This is a genomic window from Mesorhizobium sp. 8 (genome assembly GCF_006351905.1).
In the GTDB taxonomy this organism is placed as follows: Bacteria; Pseudomonadota; Alphaproteobacteria; order Rhizobiales; family Rhizobiaceae; genus Mesorhizobium; species Mesorhizobium composti.
Genome location: NZ_CP040914.1, coordinates 1,020,263 through 1,036,796, shown reverse-complemented (window position 1 = coordinate 1,036,796; position 16,534 = coordinate 1,020,263). Strand labels below are relative to the sequence as shown.

General features: G+C 58.2%; 21 protein-coding genes. 9 read left to right on the top strand and 12 right to left on the bottom strand.

Annotation, left to right across the window (positions count from 1 at the left end; translation table 11 throughout):
* Nucleotides 1-99: 99 nt before the first annotated feature.
* The 4 genes from FGU64_RS04860 (at nucleotide 100) to FGU64_RS23820 (ending at nucleotide 2,183) form a co-directional block, all read left to right on the top strand.
* A complete protein-coding gene (locus FGU64_RS04860) occupies nucleotides 100-420 on the top strand; it encodes an integration host factor subunit alpha (RefSeq protein WP_136353392.1) in 321 nt (106 codons plus the stop codon).
* A gap of 141 nt (nucleotides 421-561) precedes the next feature.
* On the top strand, nucleotides 562-1,104 hold the full coding sequence (locus FGU64_RS04855; protein WP_136353394.1) for a MerR family transcriptional regulator: 543 nt from the start codon (nucleotides 562-564) through the stop codon (nucleotides 1,102-1,104).
* A 110-nt stretch (nucleotides 1,105-1,214) separates the two neighbouring features.
* Complete coding sequence (locus FGU64_RS04850) at nucleotides 1,215-1,523, top strand: hypothetical protein (RefSeq protein WP_139951109.1); 309 nt, start codon at nucleotides 1,215-1,217, stop codon at nucleotides 1,521-1,523.
* A 180-nt stretch (nucleotides 1,524-1,703) separates the two neighbouring features.
* Nucleotides 1,704-2,183 (top strand): calcium-binding protein, encoded by a 480-nt coding sequence (locus tag FGU64_RS23820; protein ID WP_139951108.1) that lies wholly within the window; start codon nucleotides 1,704-1,706, stop codon nucleotides 2,181-2,183.
* Nucleotides 2,184-2,394: 211 nt separating this feature from the next.
* On the opposite strand, the gene FGU64_RS04840 is transcribed toward FGU64_RS23820, so the two are convergent.
* Together FGU64_RS04840 and FGU64_RS23220 are read right to left on the bottom strand one after the other, a co-directional pair.
* Complete coding sequence (locus FGU64_RS04840) at nucleotides 2,395-3,561, bottom strand: site-specific integrase (RefSeq protein WP_139951107.1); 1,167 nt, start codon at nucleotides 3,559-3,561, stop codon at nucleotides 2,395-2,397.
* A 346-nt stretch (nucleotides 3,562-3,907) separates the two neighbouring features.
* A complete protein-coding gene (locus FGU64_RS23220) occupies nucleotides 3,908-4,075 on the bottom strand; it encodes a hypothetical protein (RefSeq protein WP_180375636.1) in 168 nt (55 codons plus the stop codon).
* 315 nt (nucleotides 4,076-4,390) lie between these two features.
* On the opposite strand from FGU64_RS23220, the gene FGU64_RS04835 reads away from it, so the two are divergent.
* From FGU64_RS04835 to FGU64_RS04825, 4 genes are all read left to right on the top strand, one after another.
* Nucleotides 4,391-4,561: an XRE family transcriptional regulator gene (locus FGU64_RS04835; RefSeq protein WP_348639783.1), complete on the top strand. Its 171-nt coding sequence runs from the start codon at nucleotides 4,391-4,393 to the stop codon at nucleotides 4,559-4,561.
* Nucleotides 4,558-5,001, top strand: a complete 444-nt coding sequence (locus tag FGU64_RS23215; protein WP_180375635.1) for a hypothetical protein — start codon at nucleotides 4,558-4,560, stop codon at nucleotides 4,999-5,001. The genes FGU64_RS04835 and FGU64_RS23215 overlap by 4 nt, the downstream gene beginning before the upstream one ends.
* Nucleotides 5,002-5,103: 102 nt before the next feature.
* A complete protein-coding gene (locus FGU64_RS23210) occupies nucleotides 5,104-5,259 on the top strand; it encodes a hypothetical protein (RefSeq protein WP_180375634.1) in 156 nt (51 codons plus the stop codon).
* 102 nt (nucleotides 5,260-5,361) lie between these two features.
* Nucleotides 5,362-5,727 (top strand): hypothetical protein, encoded by a 366-nt coding sequence (locus tag FGU64_RS04825; RefSeq protein ID WP_246671244.1) that lies wholly within the window; start codon nucleotides 5,362-5,364, stop codon nucleotides 5,725-5,727.
* Nucleotides 5,728-5,828: 101 nt separating this feature from the next.
* Here FGU64_RS04825 and FGU64_RS04820 read toward each other — a convergent pair whose 3' ends face one another.
* From FGU64_RS04820 to FGU64_RS04805, 4 genes are all read right to left on the bottom strand, one after another.
* Entirely contained in the window at nucleotides 5,829-7,991 is a 2,163-nt protein-coding gene (locus FGU64_RS04820; RefSeq protein ID WP_139951106.1) for a hypothetical protein, read from the bottom strand.
* Nucleotides 7,992-8,060: 69 nt separating this feature from the next.
* Nucleotides 8,061-8,294, bottom strand: coding sequence for a hypothetical protein (locus FGU64_RS04815; protein WP_139951105.1), 234 nt, complete (start codon nucleotides 8,292-8,294; stop codon nucleotides 8,061-8,063).
* 759 nt (nucleotides 8,295-9,053) lie between these two features.
* Nucleotides 9,054-10,430, bottom strand: coding sequence for an NUDIX hydrolase (locus FGU64_RS04810; RefSeq protein WP_139951104.1), 1,377 nt, complete (start codon nucleotides 10,428-10,430; stop codon nucleotides 9,054-9,056).
* Nucleotides 10,417-11,058 (bottom strand): hypothetical protein, encoded by a 642-nt coding sequence (locus tag FGU64_RS04805; RefSeq protein WP_139951103.1) that lies wholly within the window; start codon nucleotides 11,056-11,058, stop codon nucleotides 10,417-10,419. Before FGU64_RS04805 ends, FGU64_RS04810 begins: the two co-directional genes overlap by 14 nt.
* 550 nt (nucleotides 11,059-11,608) lie before the next feature.
* Between FGU64_RS04805 and FGU64_RS04800 the strand changes: the two genes are divergently transcribed.
* The gene (locus tag FGU64_RS04800) at nucleotides 11,609-12,031 is read left to right on the top strand and encodes a hypothetical protein (protein ID WP_139951102.1); all 423 of its coding nucleotides are present in this window, start codon (nucleotides 11,609-11,611) and stop codon (nucleotides 12,029-12,031) included.
* Here FGU64_RS04800 and FGU64_RS04795 read toward each other — a convergent pair.
* The 6 genes from FGU64_RS04795 to FGU64_RS04770 form a co-directional block, all read right to left on the bottom strand.
* A complete protein-coding gene (locus FGU64_RS04795; RefSeq protein WP_139951101.1) occupies nucleotides 12,015-12,299 on the bottom strand; it encodes a hypothetical protein in 285 nt (94 codons plus the stop codon). The genes FGU64_RS04800 and FGU64_RS04795 overlap by 17 nt on opposite strands.
* On the bottom strand, nucleotides 12,299-12,634 hold the full coding sequence (locus FGU64_RS23815; protein ID WP_139951100.1) for a P27 family phage terminase small subunit: 336 nt from the start codon (nucleotides 12,632-12,634) through the stop codon (nucleotides 12,299-12,301). Before FGU64_RS23815 ends, FGU64_RS04795 begins: the two co-directional genes overlap by 1 nt.
* A gap of 168 nt (nucleotides 12,635-12,802) precedes the next feature.
* On the bottom strand, nucleotides 12,803-13,318 hold the full coding sequence (locus tag FGU64_RS04785) for an HK97 family phage prohead protease (protein ID WP_246671243.1): 516 nt from the start codon (nucleotides 13,316-13,318) through the stop codon (nucleotides 12,803-12,805).
* A gap of 161 nt (nucleotides 13,319-13,479) precedes the next feature.
* Entirely contained in the window at nucleotides 13,480-14,064 is a 585-nt protein-coding gene (locus tag FGU64_RS04780) for a hypothetical protein (RefSeq protein WP_139951098.1), read from the bottom strand.
* A gap of 1 nt (nucleotide 14,065) precedes the next feature.
* Nucleotides 14,066-14,599 (bottom strand): hypothetical protein, encoded by a 534-nt coding sequence (locus FGU64_RS04775; RefSeq protein ID WP_139951097.1) that lies wholly within the window; start codon nucleotides 14,597-14,599, stop codon nucleotides 14,066-14,068.
* A gap of 295 nt (nucleotides 14,600-14,894) precedes the next feature.
* Nucleotides 14,895-16,274 carry a hypothetical protein gene (locus FGU64_RS04770; protein ID WP_139951096.1) on the bottom strand — a complete coding sequence of 460 codons (1,380 nt, stop codon included), beginning with the start codon at nucleotides 16,272-16,274 and terminating at the stop codon, nucleotides 14,895-14,897.
* Nucleotides 16,275-16,534 lie beyond the last annotated feature (260 nt).

Genomic DNA, 16,534 nt, shown 5'->3' with positions numbered 1-16,534 from the left:
GAGAGAACCGAACGGTTCGGTCCTTGACCTAGGCGGTTCAATTACTTACGCTCCGCCGCGCCTTGTATATTTGTCGATTTAAGCTGATGGGACGGTCGCATGGGGGGAAAGACACTTACGCGTGCTGACCTTGCCGAAGCCGTCTATCGTAAGGTCGGCCTGTCGCGCACGGAATCCGCCGAACTCGTCGAAGCGGTGCTGGACGAGATCTGCACGGCCATCGTGCGCGGCGAAACGGTCAAGCTTTCGTCCTTCGCGACGTTTCACGTCCGCTCCAAGAACGAGCGCATCGGCCGCAATCCCAAGACCGGCGAGGAAGTGCCGATCCTGCCGCGCCGGGTGATGACCTTCAAGGCGTCGAACGTCTTGAAGAACCGCATCCTCAAGGCGCACCAGAACAAGGCCAAGGGCGGCAAGTAGCCATCCGTGCAACGGCAGATGGTGGTTGACAAGTCGGGCGGTGTTTGACGCCAGGCTTGAATATCGGTCAACAAACCGCTGAAATAAGGCTCGATTCGGCGCTATGATGCCGTATCTTCGTCCAGCCCGAGGATTCATCCCATGGACAAGAGCCCCGACGCCTTCCGTACCATCAGCGAGGTCGCAGAGGATCTCGACCTGCCGCAGCATGTCCTGCGTTTCTGGGAAACGCGCTTTTCGCAGATCAAGCCGATGAAGCGCGGCGGCGGGCGCCGCTACTACCGCCCGCAGGATGTCGACCTCATCAAGGGCATCCGCCACATGCTCTACGACCAGGGCTACACCATCAAGGGCGTGCAGAAGCTGCTGCGCGAGAACGGCAACCAGTTTCTCGTCGCCATCGGCAACGGCGACATGGCGGCGGTCGAGGCGATCGCGCAGCGCAAGCAGGCCGATGCCGTGCCGCTGACGCCGGCCGCGCAGCCGCGCGGCAGCGACGACGAGATGCTGGTGGGCCAGCCCAAGGTCAAGCCCAGCCGGCGTTTCTTCGGCCTCGGCAAGGCTGAGGAAGAAGGGCCGGTGGCGCCCGACAGCGGGCGGCTGTCGCGCGACAACCGCGCGCTGCTGCAGGAGGCACTGTTCGACCTGCTCGAGTGCAAGCGCCTGCTCGATCAGGTGCGCTGACGGCTCTTCGCAGATTTTATCGGGTTCAAAGGTGCCGCCAGATCCGCCGGGCGGCAGGAACCTTCCCCATGGCGTGGCGTTTCATGTCCTCTCGTAACAAGGACATGCTCATGGCTTCGCTTTCCAATTTGACCGACCTCGATCTGGAAAGGCAGGTCGCGGCCCTTTCGCGCGAACTTTCCGCACTGAAGCGGGATGTCGCCAAGCGGGGCGGCGCCTATTACGACGACGGCAGGGATGCCGCGATGGATTATCTTTCCGACTTCAGGGACATGATCGGCGAGCGGCTGCCCGGTCTGCGCCGCCGCGCCCATGCGCTCGAATCCACCGCCCGCGATCATCCCGCGACCGCCGCCGCCGTCGGGCTTGTGGTTCTGGGATTGCTGGCGACTGTCGTTCTCAGCCGCCGTCGGGATTGAACGGTGCGGCGTCGATCGCGGAGATCGTCCCCGGCGGTTTCCTCAGCCGTACCGTATTTCCGAAAACTCTAACATTACAAAGCTTTAATCCCGGCATTCATCCCCGGTTCATGCGGTTTTTCCGAAATTGCGTGTGCGTCCTCCCATGACGTGAACGAGGAAACAAGTGGAGTTGAAGTAATGAAGCGTCTCGCAGCATCTGTTATCATCCTGACTGCAATCACTTCTGTCGGATATACATACGCGCAGGGCGAAGACCAGTCCGACGTTGTGCAGGAAAAGGCGGAAACGTCGAAAGATGCCAAGGTCTTCAAGCGTGGTCCGGTCGATCTCGCCCAGTTCTCGAAGATGGACGCGTTGAAGGCCGCCGACACGAACGGCGACGGCACGCTGTCGCGCGACGAGATCGAGGCCATGGTCATGAAGCGCATGGTCGAGCGGATGGCCAACCGCGCGGAACGCCGCCTGGACGTCAATGGCGACGGCAAGGTGACGCTGGACGAGATCCAGAAGCAGAAGGAAAAGGAATTTGCCGCGCTCGACCGCAACGACGACGGCAAGCTTGACCGCAAGGAACTGCGCGCCGGCCATCACGGCAAGAAGCATGACCGGCACGGCAAGCACGGGCAGCACCACAAGCCGATGCACAAGCAGAACTGATGCGGCAATTCCGCCGGGCTGAATGGGCGCTGGCGGATGCTCGAACGGGGGAGGCGGCATTGCAGGCCGCCTCTTTCGATATCCATCATAGTGAGGATGGGGTTGCCCGGATGGGCGAGAAAAGAATGGTCGGAGTGGCGGGATTCGAACCCACGACCCCTTGACCCCCAGGAAAGGAGGCGAAATCCGGTTTGTGTTGTGTTTGTAACAACTAACCGGCTTTCTTTCCAGCGCTTCGGGACTTTTTTCGGGACTTTGTGCCTTGCTTCTGCACCGCCTCCAAGTCCGCGGCCACCTCCTCATCGAGCACATGGGCATATCGGCTGGTGGTTTTGATGTCCGCATGAGACAGCGCTTTTTGCACCTTCTTGAGGTTTCCCGTTGCCCGCAGGAGCTTGGTAGCGAGATCGTGCCGGAAGTCGTGGAACCGGAAGTCCTGCACGCCGGCCGCCTTGCGTATACGCTTCCACTGTGACTTCAGCCCTGAATAGGTTACGGGGTAGCGCTGGCCGCGCACGCGCGCATCGCCCGTGCCCTTGTATCCGGCATCGACCTTGCGCACACGCTGCGCCTCATAGGTGAACACCCATTCGGCGTGATGTTTGCGCAGCGGCAGAAGTATCGCCCGCACGGTCGGCGTTATGGCGGTCTTCACCATCCGGTCGCCTTTGCCCGTCGTGGTGATCCAGCCGGTTTCCCAATCCACCTCTTGCCAGCGCACAAGGCACTCGTCGAGGCGCAGGCCCGTCGCACGCGCGAACTCAAAGATTGGCGTATAGTCGCTGCGCGTTGCCAGCCGTAGGGCAGAGCTTTCGCCGCTGCGAAGCTCGCGTACACGCTCTTTCGGCTCGGCAAGAAAATGGTCGCGCCAGTTCGGTTCGGCGGGGAACGTGTGCCGCCATGTCCGCTTTGCGCGTGTGAACATCTTCTTGAGCACGAGTGTCGTGGAGCGGTTCACCGTCGCCGCTGACACAAGCCGCATGGGCTTGCCGTCTTTCGTTTCGGCCTTGCCCCATGCGTGATGTGAGCGCCGCCATTGCACCAGCTTCGCAACATCGTCGTCTGTGATGTCCACGAGCAGCTTGGCCGGGCCGAAATAGTCGACCAACCTGCCAAGGTCTGTCCATGTTGTCTCGGAATTGGCGTGACGCTCGCCCACTTCGCGCCAATAGCGTGCAGCGGCATCGTCCAGCGTAAGCGGTCCGCCGCCAGCAGCTTTCGCAGCCTTGACGGCGGCTTTTGCCTTCTCGCGCTGGTCCCGCTCTATTGCGCGGGCGTCACGCTCATTCTTGCTTCCCGTAGAGCCATGAAACCGCTGGCCGCCGACTTGGAAGTCATATTGATAGTACGGGCTGTTCTTGGGCCGGTAGACGGACAATCACGTGTCCTCCTTTTAGCAATGAACTGTTCCACGTCGTGTGGAATAAAGCCGTGGCGCGGTCGGACGCTGCCGGCACCCATCGGCACATAAGGGAGTTCGCCACTCTTGACGTGCAGGAGCAGGGTCTTCGGCGTAATGCCCAGCGCGGCAGCAGTCTGCTTGGCCGTCCAGAGCAGTGGCGCGGGAATATTATCGTTGTCGGCCTTCATCGTTCCTCCCATGCCTATACGGCACCATGGCGTGCCGGTGGCCGGTGCTGTCAATATTCGGTACGTTTCATGTACCGGTCGTCAAGTGGCCCGCCGCCGTTGGCGCGGCGACGGGCACGGGCGCGTGGCTATTCCTAGGTTCGGCGCGCCAGTTTGTAGATCAGTGCGGCAAGAACGGCGTCGAGTTCCTGTTGCAAGGCTGCGTCCTCGGCGTCGACGGGCCGGCGTCGTGCATTATCGCGGCGACGCGCGTGGGCTTCGGCGAGGGTCAGCACGGCATTAAGCGGTACGTTCCGACCCACTCTTTCCCATCCGCTTCCTTCCAATGCACCAGCCACCGCCCTTCGCCATCGAAGATAGCGCGTATGGCGCTGCGGCCCTTGAGGTTGTCACGGCACCTGCACGGGAGGTGATCGGTTTCGCGTTCGCCGAGGCCGATCGCGCATAGGCAGGGCTGGCGTTTGGATTTGTTAGGCATGTTCATGGCTCCTCGTTGCAAGTCAGTTCAATGTCGGACATAAAGTCATACATTGAATTTGAAGTCAACATGGAATCCAACGTTGGACATAATGTCGATTACGCCAGCCCAATGCCGGGCGGCCCGGAGCCTGGTTGATATGGACCAAAATGTGCTGGCCGCAGCGGCATCAGTCTCGCGCGGCGTCATTATTGATTTCGAGAAGGGGCGCAGAACGCCCGGCAAGAATAACCTTACCGCCATACGGGCCGCATTAGAGGCTGCCGGCGTCGAATTCATCAACCACAGTGGCGTGCGGCTGCGAACATGAGCAACAACAATTGGACGATCACGAACGCGGCCCTTGAAAAGCTCCCGTTGTTCGCGACAGATCTGGAAATCGCCATCGCGATCGTCGGAAAGCAGAACGCCTCCAGATGGAAGCGGGAGGTTTTGCCGGTTTTAGAGCACAGAGGATTCCCGAAATTCGATGCACTGCACGGCGGGCGGCCCGTGATCAAGGTCGCAAAGTTCTACGAGTCGTACATGGGCGCGACAGGTCCGGGCATAAACGCCGTTCCTGACGGGGAGGAGAAAGTTTGGATCGGCAAGCGCATCGAGAATCGGATCGACAAAGAAGAACGCTTCCGTGCTGACGGCGTAGATTTCGAAGAGCGCGATTTCGGCCCGCAATCGCCGGAGAAGCAAAAGGCTATCGCCGAATATCGCGCAAAGAAGCGCGCCGAAATCGAGACCAGAAAGAGGCGTTGACACATACCCCACCCGGCGTGACGATGTCTCCGGGTTTGGGGAGGAAATCATGCAAATTCGGAAGTTGGCGGCGCTGGTTTCGTGCAGGGAGCAACGTTTGGCTTGGCCAACACCGCAACGCCAGAACAGCGGTTGGAGGCTGCCGCGCGCAAGCATCTGGACGACACAGGGCGCGGCAACTGCAAAATCCTCTCCGGCTATGAGTTGATTAAGGGACAGTACGAATTCAACCTTGACTGCCCCACTGCCGGCACCTGACGGCGTGTCGGTGCCGGTGGTTGTCCATGGTGATGGTCCTTTTGGTTAAATTGTCGAGATTGCAGCAACCGGCCGTTGATGGCTGGCTGCTATTGAGTTGCCATGGTGGACAACGTCTACAAGTTCCGTCGCATCAAGCACGGTGCGCCGGCTAGGATGCGGACACTTCCTCAGAGCTCCGGGCGTCGAGGTGCCGGGCCACTGATAATTCTTATCGTACTTCTTGCCGCAGGCGGGTTTGGCTACTTCGGCGACGACATTCTGCATGCAGCGCCGTCGCCCTCGGAACTGTTCGGCATAGGCTGCAACATCAAAGGCAACATCTCGATCGATACCGGCGAGCACATCTATCATGTGCCTGGCCAAGAGCATTACGACGAGACGAGGATCAGCCGGGAATACGGCGAGCAGTGGTTTTGCTCCGAGGCTGAGGCGCGAGACGCCGGGTGGCGCAAGGCGAAGCGGTAACCCGCTCTAGTCCTATCAGTCGAATTGATCGTTCGGCGTATCGTCGGGGCGTTAGAAAATCGAAGCCTCGGCATCCCTGCTCGGTCACAAGCCCGCACCGATCAAAGCACGTCGATAGTGGCAAGTTCGGTGGCGTTCGTCGTCGCGCCGCCGCAGTTCAAAACCTTGATCGAGGACGAATTGCCGGCTGTGATGGCGTATTGGCTGTAGTTTGAGCCAAAGTTGGCGCTATCAACCTTGAAGCGGGAGGCCCCGACGAACTTCAATCCGACAGTCGGTGAGCCCGCCTCGGGGTGAAATTCTCCGCCTGTGAAGTGTCCTGTGCAATCCTCAATCTCGAAACCGATAAGATTGCCCGTGGCATTCACACGCTCATGGTACATGCCGACGAAATTGAGTCCGTTGACGTTGACGAAGTGCGCTTCCGCCGTGCCGAAATTGCCCTCGAATTGGCAGTCTGTGAAGTACCAGCCTCGGTTGCCGTTTGCGCTCGACAAGGGCGCGTCCATGCCGCCACCAGCCGATGTGGAATTGCCACACCCCTCGACCAACACATGGCTGAAATAGAGGCCCGCCAGAGCCTCGCTGCCAGCCGTCACGCGGATGCCGGTCGCGGCACTGCGCAAACGGCCACATACGTCGAATTCGACCCACTCAAATCCGACATTCCAGTTGGTCCCATCAAGGATGAGGCCGCTGTCGGTCAATCCAGAAAACTTGACCCTGCGCATGAACGGCCAAGACCTCTGGTTATTGCGCAATAACGCTCCTCTGGTGGACGAGTCTGAACTGGCGTTCCAGCCGAGCACGGTCAGGTCGGAAACCGCCGCAATGATCCGGTCGTAGGGGAAAGACCCGTCGCTGTCCACGTCACCAGCATCGGGCCAGCTTGCGTTCAGTGCGTGGAACGGATCAGTCGTCGCGGGGCGCACGTCGAGCGTCGTTACGTCAACGTCAACGCCCTGAAGCCGGACGTACCTACGCATCAGGAGTTCGTAGTCAGAAATGCGAATGAACCCGGGAGGCAAGAGCACCAGGCCACCGCCAGCCTCTTCCGCCGCGTCCATCGCGCGGTTGATGGCAAGTGCCTGACAGTCAGTAGTACCAGCTACGCAGCCATAATCGGCGGCGTAGAAGTTGCCGGGCTGTTTCTTTCGCCGCAGCCATGCGCCGCCGGTGCCGTCCTTGTTGGCGCCGGATCTGAGGATAATGGCCCCCTCGACCGTATCCGGCACCACCTTCAGCGTCACCGCACCGTCTGCATTGATGCTCAACAATGTGCCGGCGTATGCATTGGCAGCCGACAAAGCCAGATAAAAACGGGAGCCGTCGAGCCGGATGGCATAGTAGTAGGTATTCACGGACAAGCCACCAAAGGCGGTTGCCAGAATCACAGGATCGCCAGTGCGCAAGCGATGACCCGCCGCTGTAAACTCGTCAGTCAGATTGCTTCCGGTGGCGTTGATCGAACGAGGCGCCACGGTGGACGAGACATCGCCGCTGTTCCATTCGAAGGCATCGCCAGTGAGCGAAGCGTTGCCATAGCGGGACGTCTCAACAGCCTTGAGCGCGGCCCGATCGGCAACCACCGGTGCCATGCTCAGTGCAAGAGCGCCCGCCAACTTCGGCTCGGTGACGTCACCGTCATTCAGCGCTACCGCCGTATCCTCCCACACAGACCCGGAATAGGTCCGCCGCTTTCCAACCGTGGTGTTCCAATATTCAGCGCCAGTGACCGGAGCGCCGCCTGCTGCGGCGGTTGCAGCAGCATCATCGGCGAGCGCACCAAGGTAGAGCGACTTGAACTCTGCCAGCGCCGCTTCCGCTGCCGCCTGGATCGCAGCGCTCGCCTGATCTGACAGCAGACGGAACGTCATACCGCTGATATAACCAGCAGCAACCATGCCCGCCTTCAGGCCGCCTAGCGCAACGTCGTTGCCGCTGTTCGTCTTAATCGTATAGACCGTACCGCCATTGAACTGCACGGTGACGGGCGAGGCCGTGTTGTCTGCGTAAACGTTAACTGCCAGCAGTGCGCCGTTCGGAGTCGCGGGCAGCGCAACCGCGGTAGTTGCCTTCAGCGCATTTGCCGTGCCGGCACCAGTATTGGACGCCGGAATGAAGTCGTAGAGGCCGCTAGCGTCTCCGGTCTGCAGAGCGTTAAGCGCGGCGCGGAAGTCTTTCTTTTGAACCCGCCACGCGCCACTAGACGGCACGCCATCGGTCACGAAGTCGCGAAGAATTTCGTTGAAAGTAAGGGTCATATAACTGTCCATGAAAAAGGCCCGCCAAGCGGGCCTTGAATTTGATATTGCCGGGAGTTGGCTTGCCGCCTATTCTCGGAACGCCTCGGCTATTTGCTCGTAATTTACAGCCATTAGCGTGGCGACTTGCGTCCGATCTTGCTCGTCGGCCAATTCGTGCGCAAACTCGGCGCAACCAACCGCAATTTCGCCTGCGTCCTTCGCAGTAATCGCTCCGCGCTCGGCGAGTTTTGCGAGCAGCGATTGATCGAAAAACCTTTGCAGCATTGCCACCGTTGCGATCTGGATTCCGTTGTTTTCCATTTTTTTCCTGTCTGATTACATTGTCCGCGCCTGAGCGTTGGCGAGCTTTCCGCCCTGAGGCCGGTTCTGATTGGCGGGGGCCTTGGCCGCTTCTAGGCTGCTATGTCCGCGGCGGTCGCGTTGCCTGTTTCGGCGGCCCATAGCGCAAGGCCAGTGGTGATCAAAGATTCGTAAATTAGAAACGGCTCGTAGCCGTCGCGCAGGCGTCCGCTCGCGCCAAGGCGCGGTCGATGTCGGTTGTCATGGTGGTTTCCTGTGAATGGAGCGCCGCGTCAGTTGCCGCAGCGGAAGGGATAGCTAATCTAACTATGCGGCGGACCGTTGGGCCGCACGCTGGCCGGCGCTAAGTGGCGCCACTCTCCGCCTTCCAGCGCCGGCCCTTTGCAACCTGCTCCTGTGAATCGCGGGAATGGCGATAGAATTTTCGCCGTGGGCAACCTGAATCACGTACAAGAATAAGTGGTTGCGGCGGCGACCTGTAAGTTGATCGGTCATTTGATCGCACTCGCGCGAACGCCGGTTAGGCATTCGGCTTAACTGGAGTGGCGGGCTCATTCCCGTTTCAACGAACAGGAAGGCGTCAACAATGAAAACGTTGAGGTCAAAAGTCGTTAGTGTGCGGACCTACTTCCGTTTCCGATTCGGGCGTCTTGAGCGCGTTTGCGCTCACTTTCGCTCGTTGCCGCGCCAATTGGCGTTCGACTTTTAGTATAAGCTTCGCAAACTGAGAACGCCGCCGGCAATCTGAATTTGAAAAATTTAAAACAAACCTTTCTGATAGGCGTCCTCTGTATTCTGCGAACCAATTATCTTTTCTAGGATATTCTTAGTCCAACTATCGATTTTTTCTCTCTTCAAGATTTCACTGACGCTCAATATAGCGCCGGTTCCAGTTACTCCTTTCTTTTCATAGCGAACCATCTCCTCTCCGTCCACTGTTACGCGAGTATTCTGCAAGTCTTTTTCAATAACAAACACTACAGCCAAATGATTTTCTGATCTGGTTCCGTCCCTGACCCAAATACAATGCGGATTGTTCTCAGATGGATCTATATCGATTCCGATCTCTTCCTTTACCTCGCGATAAAGGCACTGTCTGAGGACTTCAAGATTATTCTTACTGGTAAGGAAATTCGAATCTTCCTCTCTTACGTGACCGCCGAAATAGCCGAGTGTCTTCTTTCTTTCTGGTGACTTTGCAGACACCGCCTTTTCAGCTTTTCTACCAACCAGAATGCGCGACTCCCCACGCTGCTTGATGACCGCGACCGGGAGAAGTTGCAGGACGCTGCCGTCGTGTTCAACTGCCTCACGCTCAGCGTAAGCCATAGAGTCTTCTACCGCATCGCGAATCTCGTCGTAGCGAAAAACCGAACTGAGAGAAGAACTAATTTTGGCTTTTGGTATATGTCCGATCCTCTCATCAGCAATTCCCCTAAGTTTCTCTAGTGTAAGCTTGGTTATGTCGTAACTAACCTCATCCTGTGACTTGTCATCTGTGTTCGACATTGTTACTTGTCGAAACATCTGTTCATATTTTTTGAGAGATTGCGCAACTATCTCACGATAGGAAGTCAAGACCTCTTTCCGCATGACGCTCCCCTCCTTCCTGGTAAGCAGATTGCGGTATTCGCGCTCTATCGACGTGGCAGGCGAAGAATCAAACGCCAAAACTAGATCGATGACCATTCGAAATCTCGGTGCCAAAAAGAAATTGGTGAACCTCTCGTAATCGTCTTTCCGAAGAAGTCCGCTATTCCTTTGCCACTCGAACCAGCATAATGCGTCGAAGAATCCTCGATCCATAATGATGACGTCTACGCGCAGAGCATTGTTTGCTATCGTATCCATCAACTGATTAAGTGCTGCGCATCCTGTCCAAACATTAAATACTGGGTCAAATTTGTTAGGAATTGGACAGACACTTGCGCGCTCGGTAAGCACGCGCGTTCGGAATCCATTTCGTCGTAAAAATATGTCCAGTGAATTCAAAGCGGATGTTTTTCCCGACTTTGGAGAGCCAGAAAACTCTATTACTATAGGCCTCCTCGGCCTCACTCGACGCTTTAGCGCCAGGATTCTGGCCGCAAGTCTTTCTAGTTCCTGAATGCGCCTTGCCGTTTCAGCTGTTACCATTGATCTCGCCCGGCCGGGTTGCAAACCGCAGCCCTTCTGTCTCGAAATAAGTGATTATCCTTCCCGAGGAAAAGCCGGAAAAAAATCCCATAACTAGAAAAAGATAGCGAGAAGAGCTCTTACTTGCGCTGAATTCGTTTTGGACAGCCAAGTCAATGCTTATTCGCCATATCCCGTAGAGAACCAAAGAAATTGCGATCGCAGTCGGAATACGCAGAATAAAGTAAGCAATCGTCGACAGCCGGTTTACGGTAATTCCGTCTGGTGAAAAATTATAAATTTGATTGATACCCGCCTTATAAAGCTTTCTAGCGTAAAATATCGCGGATCCTGCCAACGCTGAAAGGGAGAGGACCTCGATAATCATTAACTCTTTTAAAGAATCCTGAGCAGGGGCCGCTAATAACGGGAACAATCGGTATCCTGACCACAAGAGTCCGGCCAGATAGAAGGCGAAAAGAAGAAATGCGTCTAATCTGCCAAGAGCCATCAAAGATGGATCGCGAAACGGGGCTGCCTGTGGTTGCTCGTCGCTCAAAGTCCCCTCCCAAGGACGATACGACTCATTCGTATCATAGTCTTCGGCCGGGCCGAAGTTGGCAGACTGACTGTGCAGGATGCTTTCCACGTTCTTTTGCTACGTTCTTAGGCTCCTCTTTGAATGTTCTCACTGTCCAAACCATCATGGGGGATGGGTTTCCCAGCCGATCTTCGTAAATCCGTTGGATTGCCCGCAATTGCCCAGAGTAAAGGCGTGAGCAGATAAAATGCCCTCCAGCTTCCCGTCCGCACCTTGGCTGCAAGCAGTGAAGCGAGTCGCCGCAATGCCACGATGGCTTTGGCTTATGGTACCGTAGTCTGCCACGCAGATCGCCTCTCAGCAAAAGTCCAGGCAAAATAGAACACACAGGGAACAAATTCGCTGTGGGTAAGCCCCGGGAAAACAGGCATGGGACGTATCTGTGCTGTAGATTGAAGTTTCTGGACGAACGCCCACGGTGTCCATAACGAAGACATAGCCGTAGGCGTTCATCTTTCCAGATGGCTCCCCGAAGGGGGTGGGGGATGGCTGCTACCATCCCCCACTTCAGCCACAGTCACTTTGGCTACAGTAGCCAAAACATGCAACGCACGTTTTCACGTACCGCACAACATTCGCAAAAATAAGAGCATGCGGAATGTCCGTCGATCAGATAAGACAGTGCGCTACATCCGTGCGCTCAGCATTAGAGCAATTGAGCCCAGGGGAACGCTCGATTGGCTTGCAGCAGTTTCCTAAAGGCGCTTGTGGCGATGCATCAATGCTCCTCGCCGCAGCCCTGCACGACAAGGGACTTGGGAAATTTTGCTACGTGTGCGGCCTAACCCGCAAAGACGGAAGCGGTGAATCCCATGCTTGGCTTTCCGGCGAAGGGCTGATTATTGACATCACGGCAGATCAATTCAACGACGGCATGCCTCCCGTTTTCGTGGAGGCCGAGTCAGATTGGCACGGTGGGTGGGAGGACATTGTAGAGAATTCAGCGGACTATCGTGAGTGGCATGGCCAAGGACTTTATGAACTGGCCCGAGTGCATTATTTAATCAAAAGCCGTATTTAGGTCCACCCCGCCTTACCGGCGCCCCAAAACGTTCTTCCGCCCAAATTGGCCGCTCATAGGGCCGAAAACCGACATGAATCCGGTCGAGGTGTGCCAGCACTTCCAGACCAATTCGGTGCCACGTCACCTCTGCCAGCGCGGCAGCGGTTTCCTCGGTCAGGCCGACACCGGCAAGGTCGTCGAAGAAATCGGCCCCGCACAGCATGTATCCCGACCACGCCGCCACCTCATCCGGCCGTGCCCTGGACTTGCGCCTACGTACCGGCATCAGCGCCGACTCCCGTAATCCGCAGTACGCGGCGGACGTGGCGTCTCTGGCGTGTCGACGTCGAGTGACAATTCACGAAGGAGACGGGCAAAGCCAGTGCGCGAGTCCCTCTCGACGGCCACCTCCGGCCTGGCACGGGGAGCGCCGAAGCGATCCGTGTACACCAAGCCGTGCTGAGCGACTGCCTCACGCGCCTCCTCGCCGCGGTCCCAAGCTTCTGCGGCGCGGGTCAAGAGCCGAAGATGGTGCGCTTCAAGATCGAAGTCGTCGACTACAGACCGCCACCACCTCTTGGTCGCGGCACGCAAATGGTCGGGCGGTTTGGGTGTCGCCATTATTTACTCCTGAGAATCTGAATTGAACCGGGGCATCGCGCGCGTGCGCAAAGGGGTCCGCGCGTTCCTCTGGATTCGTCCAAAAAAGAGATCGCCCGCGCCCCCCCTACCTGGCCATCACCAGGGCGAGCACAACAGCGCAAGCGGCCACGAAAGCCAGCCGCGCCGTCATGCTATACCGCGCAGCTTCTGCTCCATCTCAGCCCTCATGCGGACACGGCGCGCTACGGCTGAAGCGTTGGTGTGGGCGAGACTGGCGCTGGTGGTTGGGTATGCCGGAAACGCGGTCAGTGTAATCTCATATAGATCCACGTCGGTAATGATGCGCAACGGCAACCGATCGCCACCGTCCTGCCATTCCTCGGCCCGAACACGGAAACCAAAGCTACAGCCGCGCACATCCTGCCGCCCGACCGTACCCAGCGCGGTTTGACCTTCTGGCGTCGTTGCGTCGACATCGAGGCTGAACCATAAACCGATCCGGTCCTCGCGCAGCGTGAGCGTACCAGCAGCCACACGGCCAAGCACCCGGCCACTATCATGGTCAAGCAACATCACCACATCGGGCTTTTCCTTCAGCGTCCGGGCGAAGGCGCCCGGAGCCAGCTTTTCGCGAAACTCGCCCGCGATGATCGTCTCGTCGCCGAACCGTGCGGCGAATCCGCTGATTGTATTATCGGGCAAGTTTTTTCTCCGCCGCATCTAACCTGGCCTCTCGCCGACCAAGCTTCGATTTGCTGCGAAGCGTCCGCGCAATCGCCTCTGGGGACGTATCTGTGTATCGGACCGCGCCGCCCGGTAGGACAATGCGCCGGCTGGATTTGCCGCGGCGTTCGGTGGCCTTCTCAAGCATAGTATCCGGCCTCCTTTGCCTCACGAAGATAGCGATGAACATGCCCGTCCCGCACATCGCCAAGAAAACGCGGCGGCATCGGCATCAGGCGCGTCCACGCAACGTCCTCGGCCTCAAGGTCGTTTTTCAATTGCTCATACTCCCGGTGTGCAGCGTTGGCCGCCTCCAGCGCCTTGCAAATCGCAGCAACACGCCGACCGTATTCTGCCCGCACCTGATCGCAAATCTTCACACTTGCCGCACCCCGCTCAACTGACAGGCGCTCACGGATAACTCGGTGCGCCTGCTCGATGTCCCCAAGCTGACGAGCGATCTCGGCAACGCGGGCACGGGCGTGCGATTTTGAAAAGCCGTCGCCCTCGTCGCCCAGCAGTTCGGCAACGCGCACGGTGGAGGCCGTGCGTGTGTCGGCCTCGATCTGCTGGATCAAATCCGACCGCTCGCGCTCCAGGCCGGAGCGTAGCTGGTCGAGTTCCTGGCGTTTATCGATGAGCGCCGCATACGCGGTGCTCGACTCTTCCAGGGAAGGAACGCGGAATTCTTCGGCCGCTGGCGCGGCCTTCTTCAACAGTGCCATGTCAATTTTCTCCGAACAGATTGCGCGCGACCAGGAACAGCGCGACGTATGGAATTACAGTCGACCGGCGTTGCTTGGCCGACTGCCAATGGTCGGGCAGCGAGCCCGGTGGCATGAAATGGGCAATGCCGTCCGCTGCGTGAAAGGCAACCTCCGGCCAGGTTGCGACGACTTCGACGTCGAACTTCATCTGGCCGTCGCCGTGAGCGGCGTCCCAAATTATGTCACACAGAACGTCGAAGGCCGTTCGACCAGCAGGACGGACAGCCTCGGGCATCACCGACACGTCGACGCCATTCGGCACCGTATTGGCCAGTTCAGTCGTTGCCTTCGTGACCTTTGAGAGCGGCGCGTCGGACGCAATGGCCAGCAGAAGCAGCGCGAAGTCCGACTCGTTGATCTCGACGGCGATGCCAGGTGCGCCGGGCGTTAGGATATTGTCTTCAAGAAGGCGACGCGCAACCGTGCGCGTTCGTGCGGCAGGAAAGCCGCCGTTGGTTTCGAGAGCCGCGGCGGTCGCGGCGAGGGTGGCCATGTAGTGGCTCCTTTCGTTGGAAAAATGCGCGAAATGCGAATGTTGAATGCAAAAAGAAACCGCCGGCCCTTGTGACCGGCGGTCGCCGCGGCTAGACCTCGCGGAAAGGTACTGACGCCCGAAGGGCGCTCAATTGGTCCCGCCTCGGCTACTGACCGAAAAGCGGGGTGCCCGCCGCAGTGAAGGGGCGACGACGGGCGTGCGCCGCTGGGGACGGCGCAAAGATGGAAGATGTTGCAATGGGTGGGGCGGCAACCCTTCCTACTGATATTGCCGCCCAGATGCGAAAAGGGGACTATGCCGCCAGAATTTTTTTCGAGTTGCTATTGGCGGCAATAAGCAGGCGCTTGCCGTAGCGCTCGGCGTTCTTCCCCTCCTTGCCGAATGCTTCGCCGATTTCGCGGAAGTTTGCTGCGACAAGGCCGAGATGCATCACCTTCTCCATCTCCGGTCCCAATGCCCTCGCCCAACGGTCAAACTCGGTCCGCCTAGCCATCTCGTCGGATGCATCCTCCCAACGTTCGACACCGGCTTTACCCTTCGTCGCCGATATCCAACCGCCGACGAACTGCGCACCGATATCCTCATGGCCGCATGGCAGGCCGGGCCTGCAAAATGTGGTGGACGGCAGCGGACCGGCCAGGAGGGCCTTTTGCTCTTCCGGCTTAATGAGTACCTTTCGGCGCATCTTACCGCGCTTGATGAAGCGGACAGGTTCGATTTCCTTTCCGCCCGCAGTGAACAGGCTTGTCCAGTAACTCTGGCAGCGTGCCTTCTCGGCGGCGTCCGGCTCAGGGCCGAGCAGTTCGCCGAATTTCTCGGCCTGATAGAGGACTGTGCCCGCTTCAACCCGCTCACCCGCAGACTCCGTCTTACCGCTCGCAAGATGAAGTTTTCCGGCGCGAGCCGGGTATGCGGGGTCCGTGGGCACCGTCTCCCAATCGCCCCCGTCACCAAGACGGGCGCGCCGTACGACGGTTAGCGGCCCGGCCTTGGCAATGTAGCTGCGAAGTTCTTTATAGGACGAGCCGGGGCGAATACGTCGCTCGCGGTTCGAAACAGGCTTTGGCGCAGCTTCCTCGCCATCAAAATGGTTGTCATTGTCGGCCTGCAACCAGCTCGTGGAATCCATTACTGTCGGGCGGGACATGCGTGCCCATTCCAGGAGCGGAGCTAAATCCGTGGCGAGCTTTGCGTGCTTCGGATTCTCTGTTTCGGCAGGCCGGTCGAAAATATCGGAATCGTTCGCAGGAAGAGACGCCCATATGGCCTTGGACGTCGCCATCCACTCGACAGAAGGGCCGTGGTTCGGCAAGAATACCGGCGCACCGTGGATGCGCGGGACGCAAACTTTCGGGGCACGTATGCCGCTCTTTATCTCCTTGAACGTTTCATCGATTTCCCAATACCGATGAACGCGCTGCGTCAGAGACATGTATCGGCCCGCTACGGGTGGCTCGGCTTCTAAGTCGAGCATCCAATAAAGACGCTCGAATTCTATCTCTTCAGGAGTCAGCTTTGCGGGAAGGCCATTGAAATCGCGAATCCATTCCGCGCCGCTGTAAAGTCGAAAGCCCTTCGGTAGGTTGGCCTTGCGCCCCTTACGCGGAAAGCCAGCAAGCTGCCACGCATCAGGCTGCTTCGCCAGCGCAGCCGGCGATGTGTCAATAATCATATGTTGAAGTTCCCCAGAAGGCCGCGCCCCGCAGCCATAGTTGGTTTTGCGGCCATAGCCGCGTCCCGAAACCGCCACCCTCCGTGGCGGGTATAGGCAGGTGTCACGCTGCCAGTTGGCGCCTCAATGAGACGTCAACCTATATCATCTAGTGTCGGACCTAGTCGCAAACACTAAATATAGTGTTATCGGCTAATTTGTTCCAGTCGGCGCACCGGGCAAACTGCTCGATGCGCATCGCTTTTGCTCGCCTCCTATCT

Bases quoted from the DNA above. Each gene is read 5' to 3' on its own strand.
- FGU64_RS04860 (WP_136353392.1), top strand. From the start codon at position 100: ATGGGGGGAAAGACACTTACGCGTGCTGACCTTGCCGAAGCCGTCTAT.
- FGU64_RS04835 (WP_348639783.1), top strand. From the start codon at position 4,391: ATGGACCAAAATGTGCTGGCCGCAGCGGCATCAGTCTCGCGCGGCGTC.
- FGU64_RS04825 (WP_246671244.1), top strand. From the start codon at position 5,362: ATGGTGGACAACGTCTACAAGTTCCGTCGCATCAAGCACGGTGCGCCG.
- FGU64_RS04850 (WP_139951109.1), top strand. From the start codon at position 1,215: ATGGCTTCGCTTTCCAATTTGACCGACCTCGATCTGGAAAGGCAGGTC.
- FGU64_RS04815 (WP_139951105.1), bottom strand. From the start codon at position 8,294: ATGGAAAACAACGGAATCCAGATCGCAACGGTGGCAATGCTGCAAAGG.
- FGU64_RS23820 (WP_139951108.1), top strand. From the start codon at position 1,704: ATGAAGCGTCTCGCAGCATCTGTTATCATCCTGACTGCAATCACTTCT.
- FGU64_RS04780 (WP_139951098.1), bottom strand. From the start codon at position 14,064: ATGGCACTGTTGAAGAAGGCCGCGCCAGCGGCCGAAGAATTCCGCGTT.
- FGU64_RS04795 (WP_139951101.1), bottom strand. From the start codon at position 12,299: ATGCCGGTACGTAGGCGCAAGTCCAGGGCACGGCCGGATGAGGTGGCG.
- FGU64_RS23815 (WP_139951100.1), bottom strand. From the start codon at position 12,634: ATGGCGACACCCAAACCGCCCGACCATTTGCGTGCCGCGACCAAGAGG.
- FGU64_RS23215 (WP_180375635.1), top strand. From the start codon at position 4,558: ATGAGCAACAACAATTGGACGATCACGAACGCGGCCCTTGAAAAGCTC.
- FGU64_RS04770 (WP_139951096.1), bottom strand. From the start codon at position 16,274: ATGATTATTGACACATCGCCGGCTGCGCTGGCGAAGCAGCCTGATGCG.
- FGU64_RS04820 (WP_139951106.1), bottom strand. From the start codon at position 7,991: ATGACCCTTACTTTCAACGAAATTCTTCGCGACTTCGTGACCGATGGC.
- FGU64_RS04855 (WP_136353394.1), top strand. From the start codon at position 562: ATGGACAAGAGCCCCGACGCCTTCCGTACCATCAGCGAGGTCGCAGAG.
- FGU64_RS04810 (WP_139951104.1), bottom strand. From the start codon at position 10,430: ATGGTAACAGCTGAAACGGCAAGGCGCATTCAGGAACTAGAAAGACTT.
- FGU64_RS04800 (WP_139951102.1), top strand. From the start codon at position 11,609: ATGTCCGTCGATCAGATAAGACAGTGCGCTACATCCGTGCGCTCAGCA.
- FGU64_RS04775 (WP_139951097.1), bottom strand. From the start codon at position 14,599: ATGGCCACCCTCGCCGCGACCGCCGCGGCTCTCGAAACCAACGGCGGC.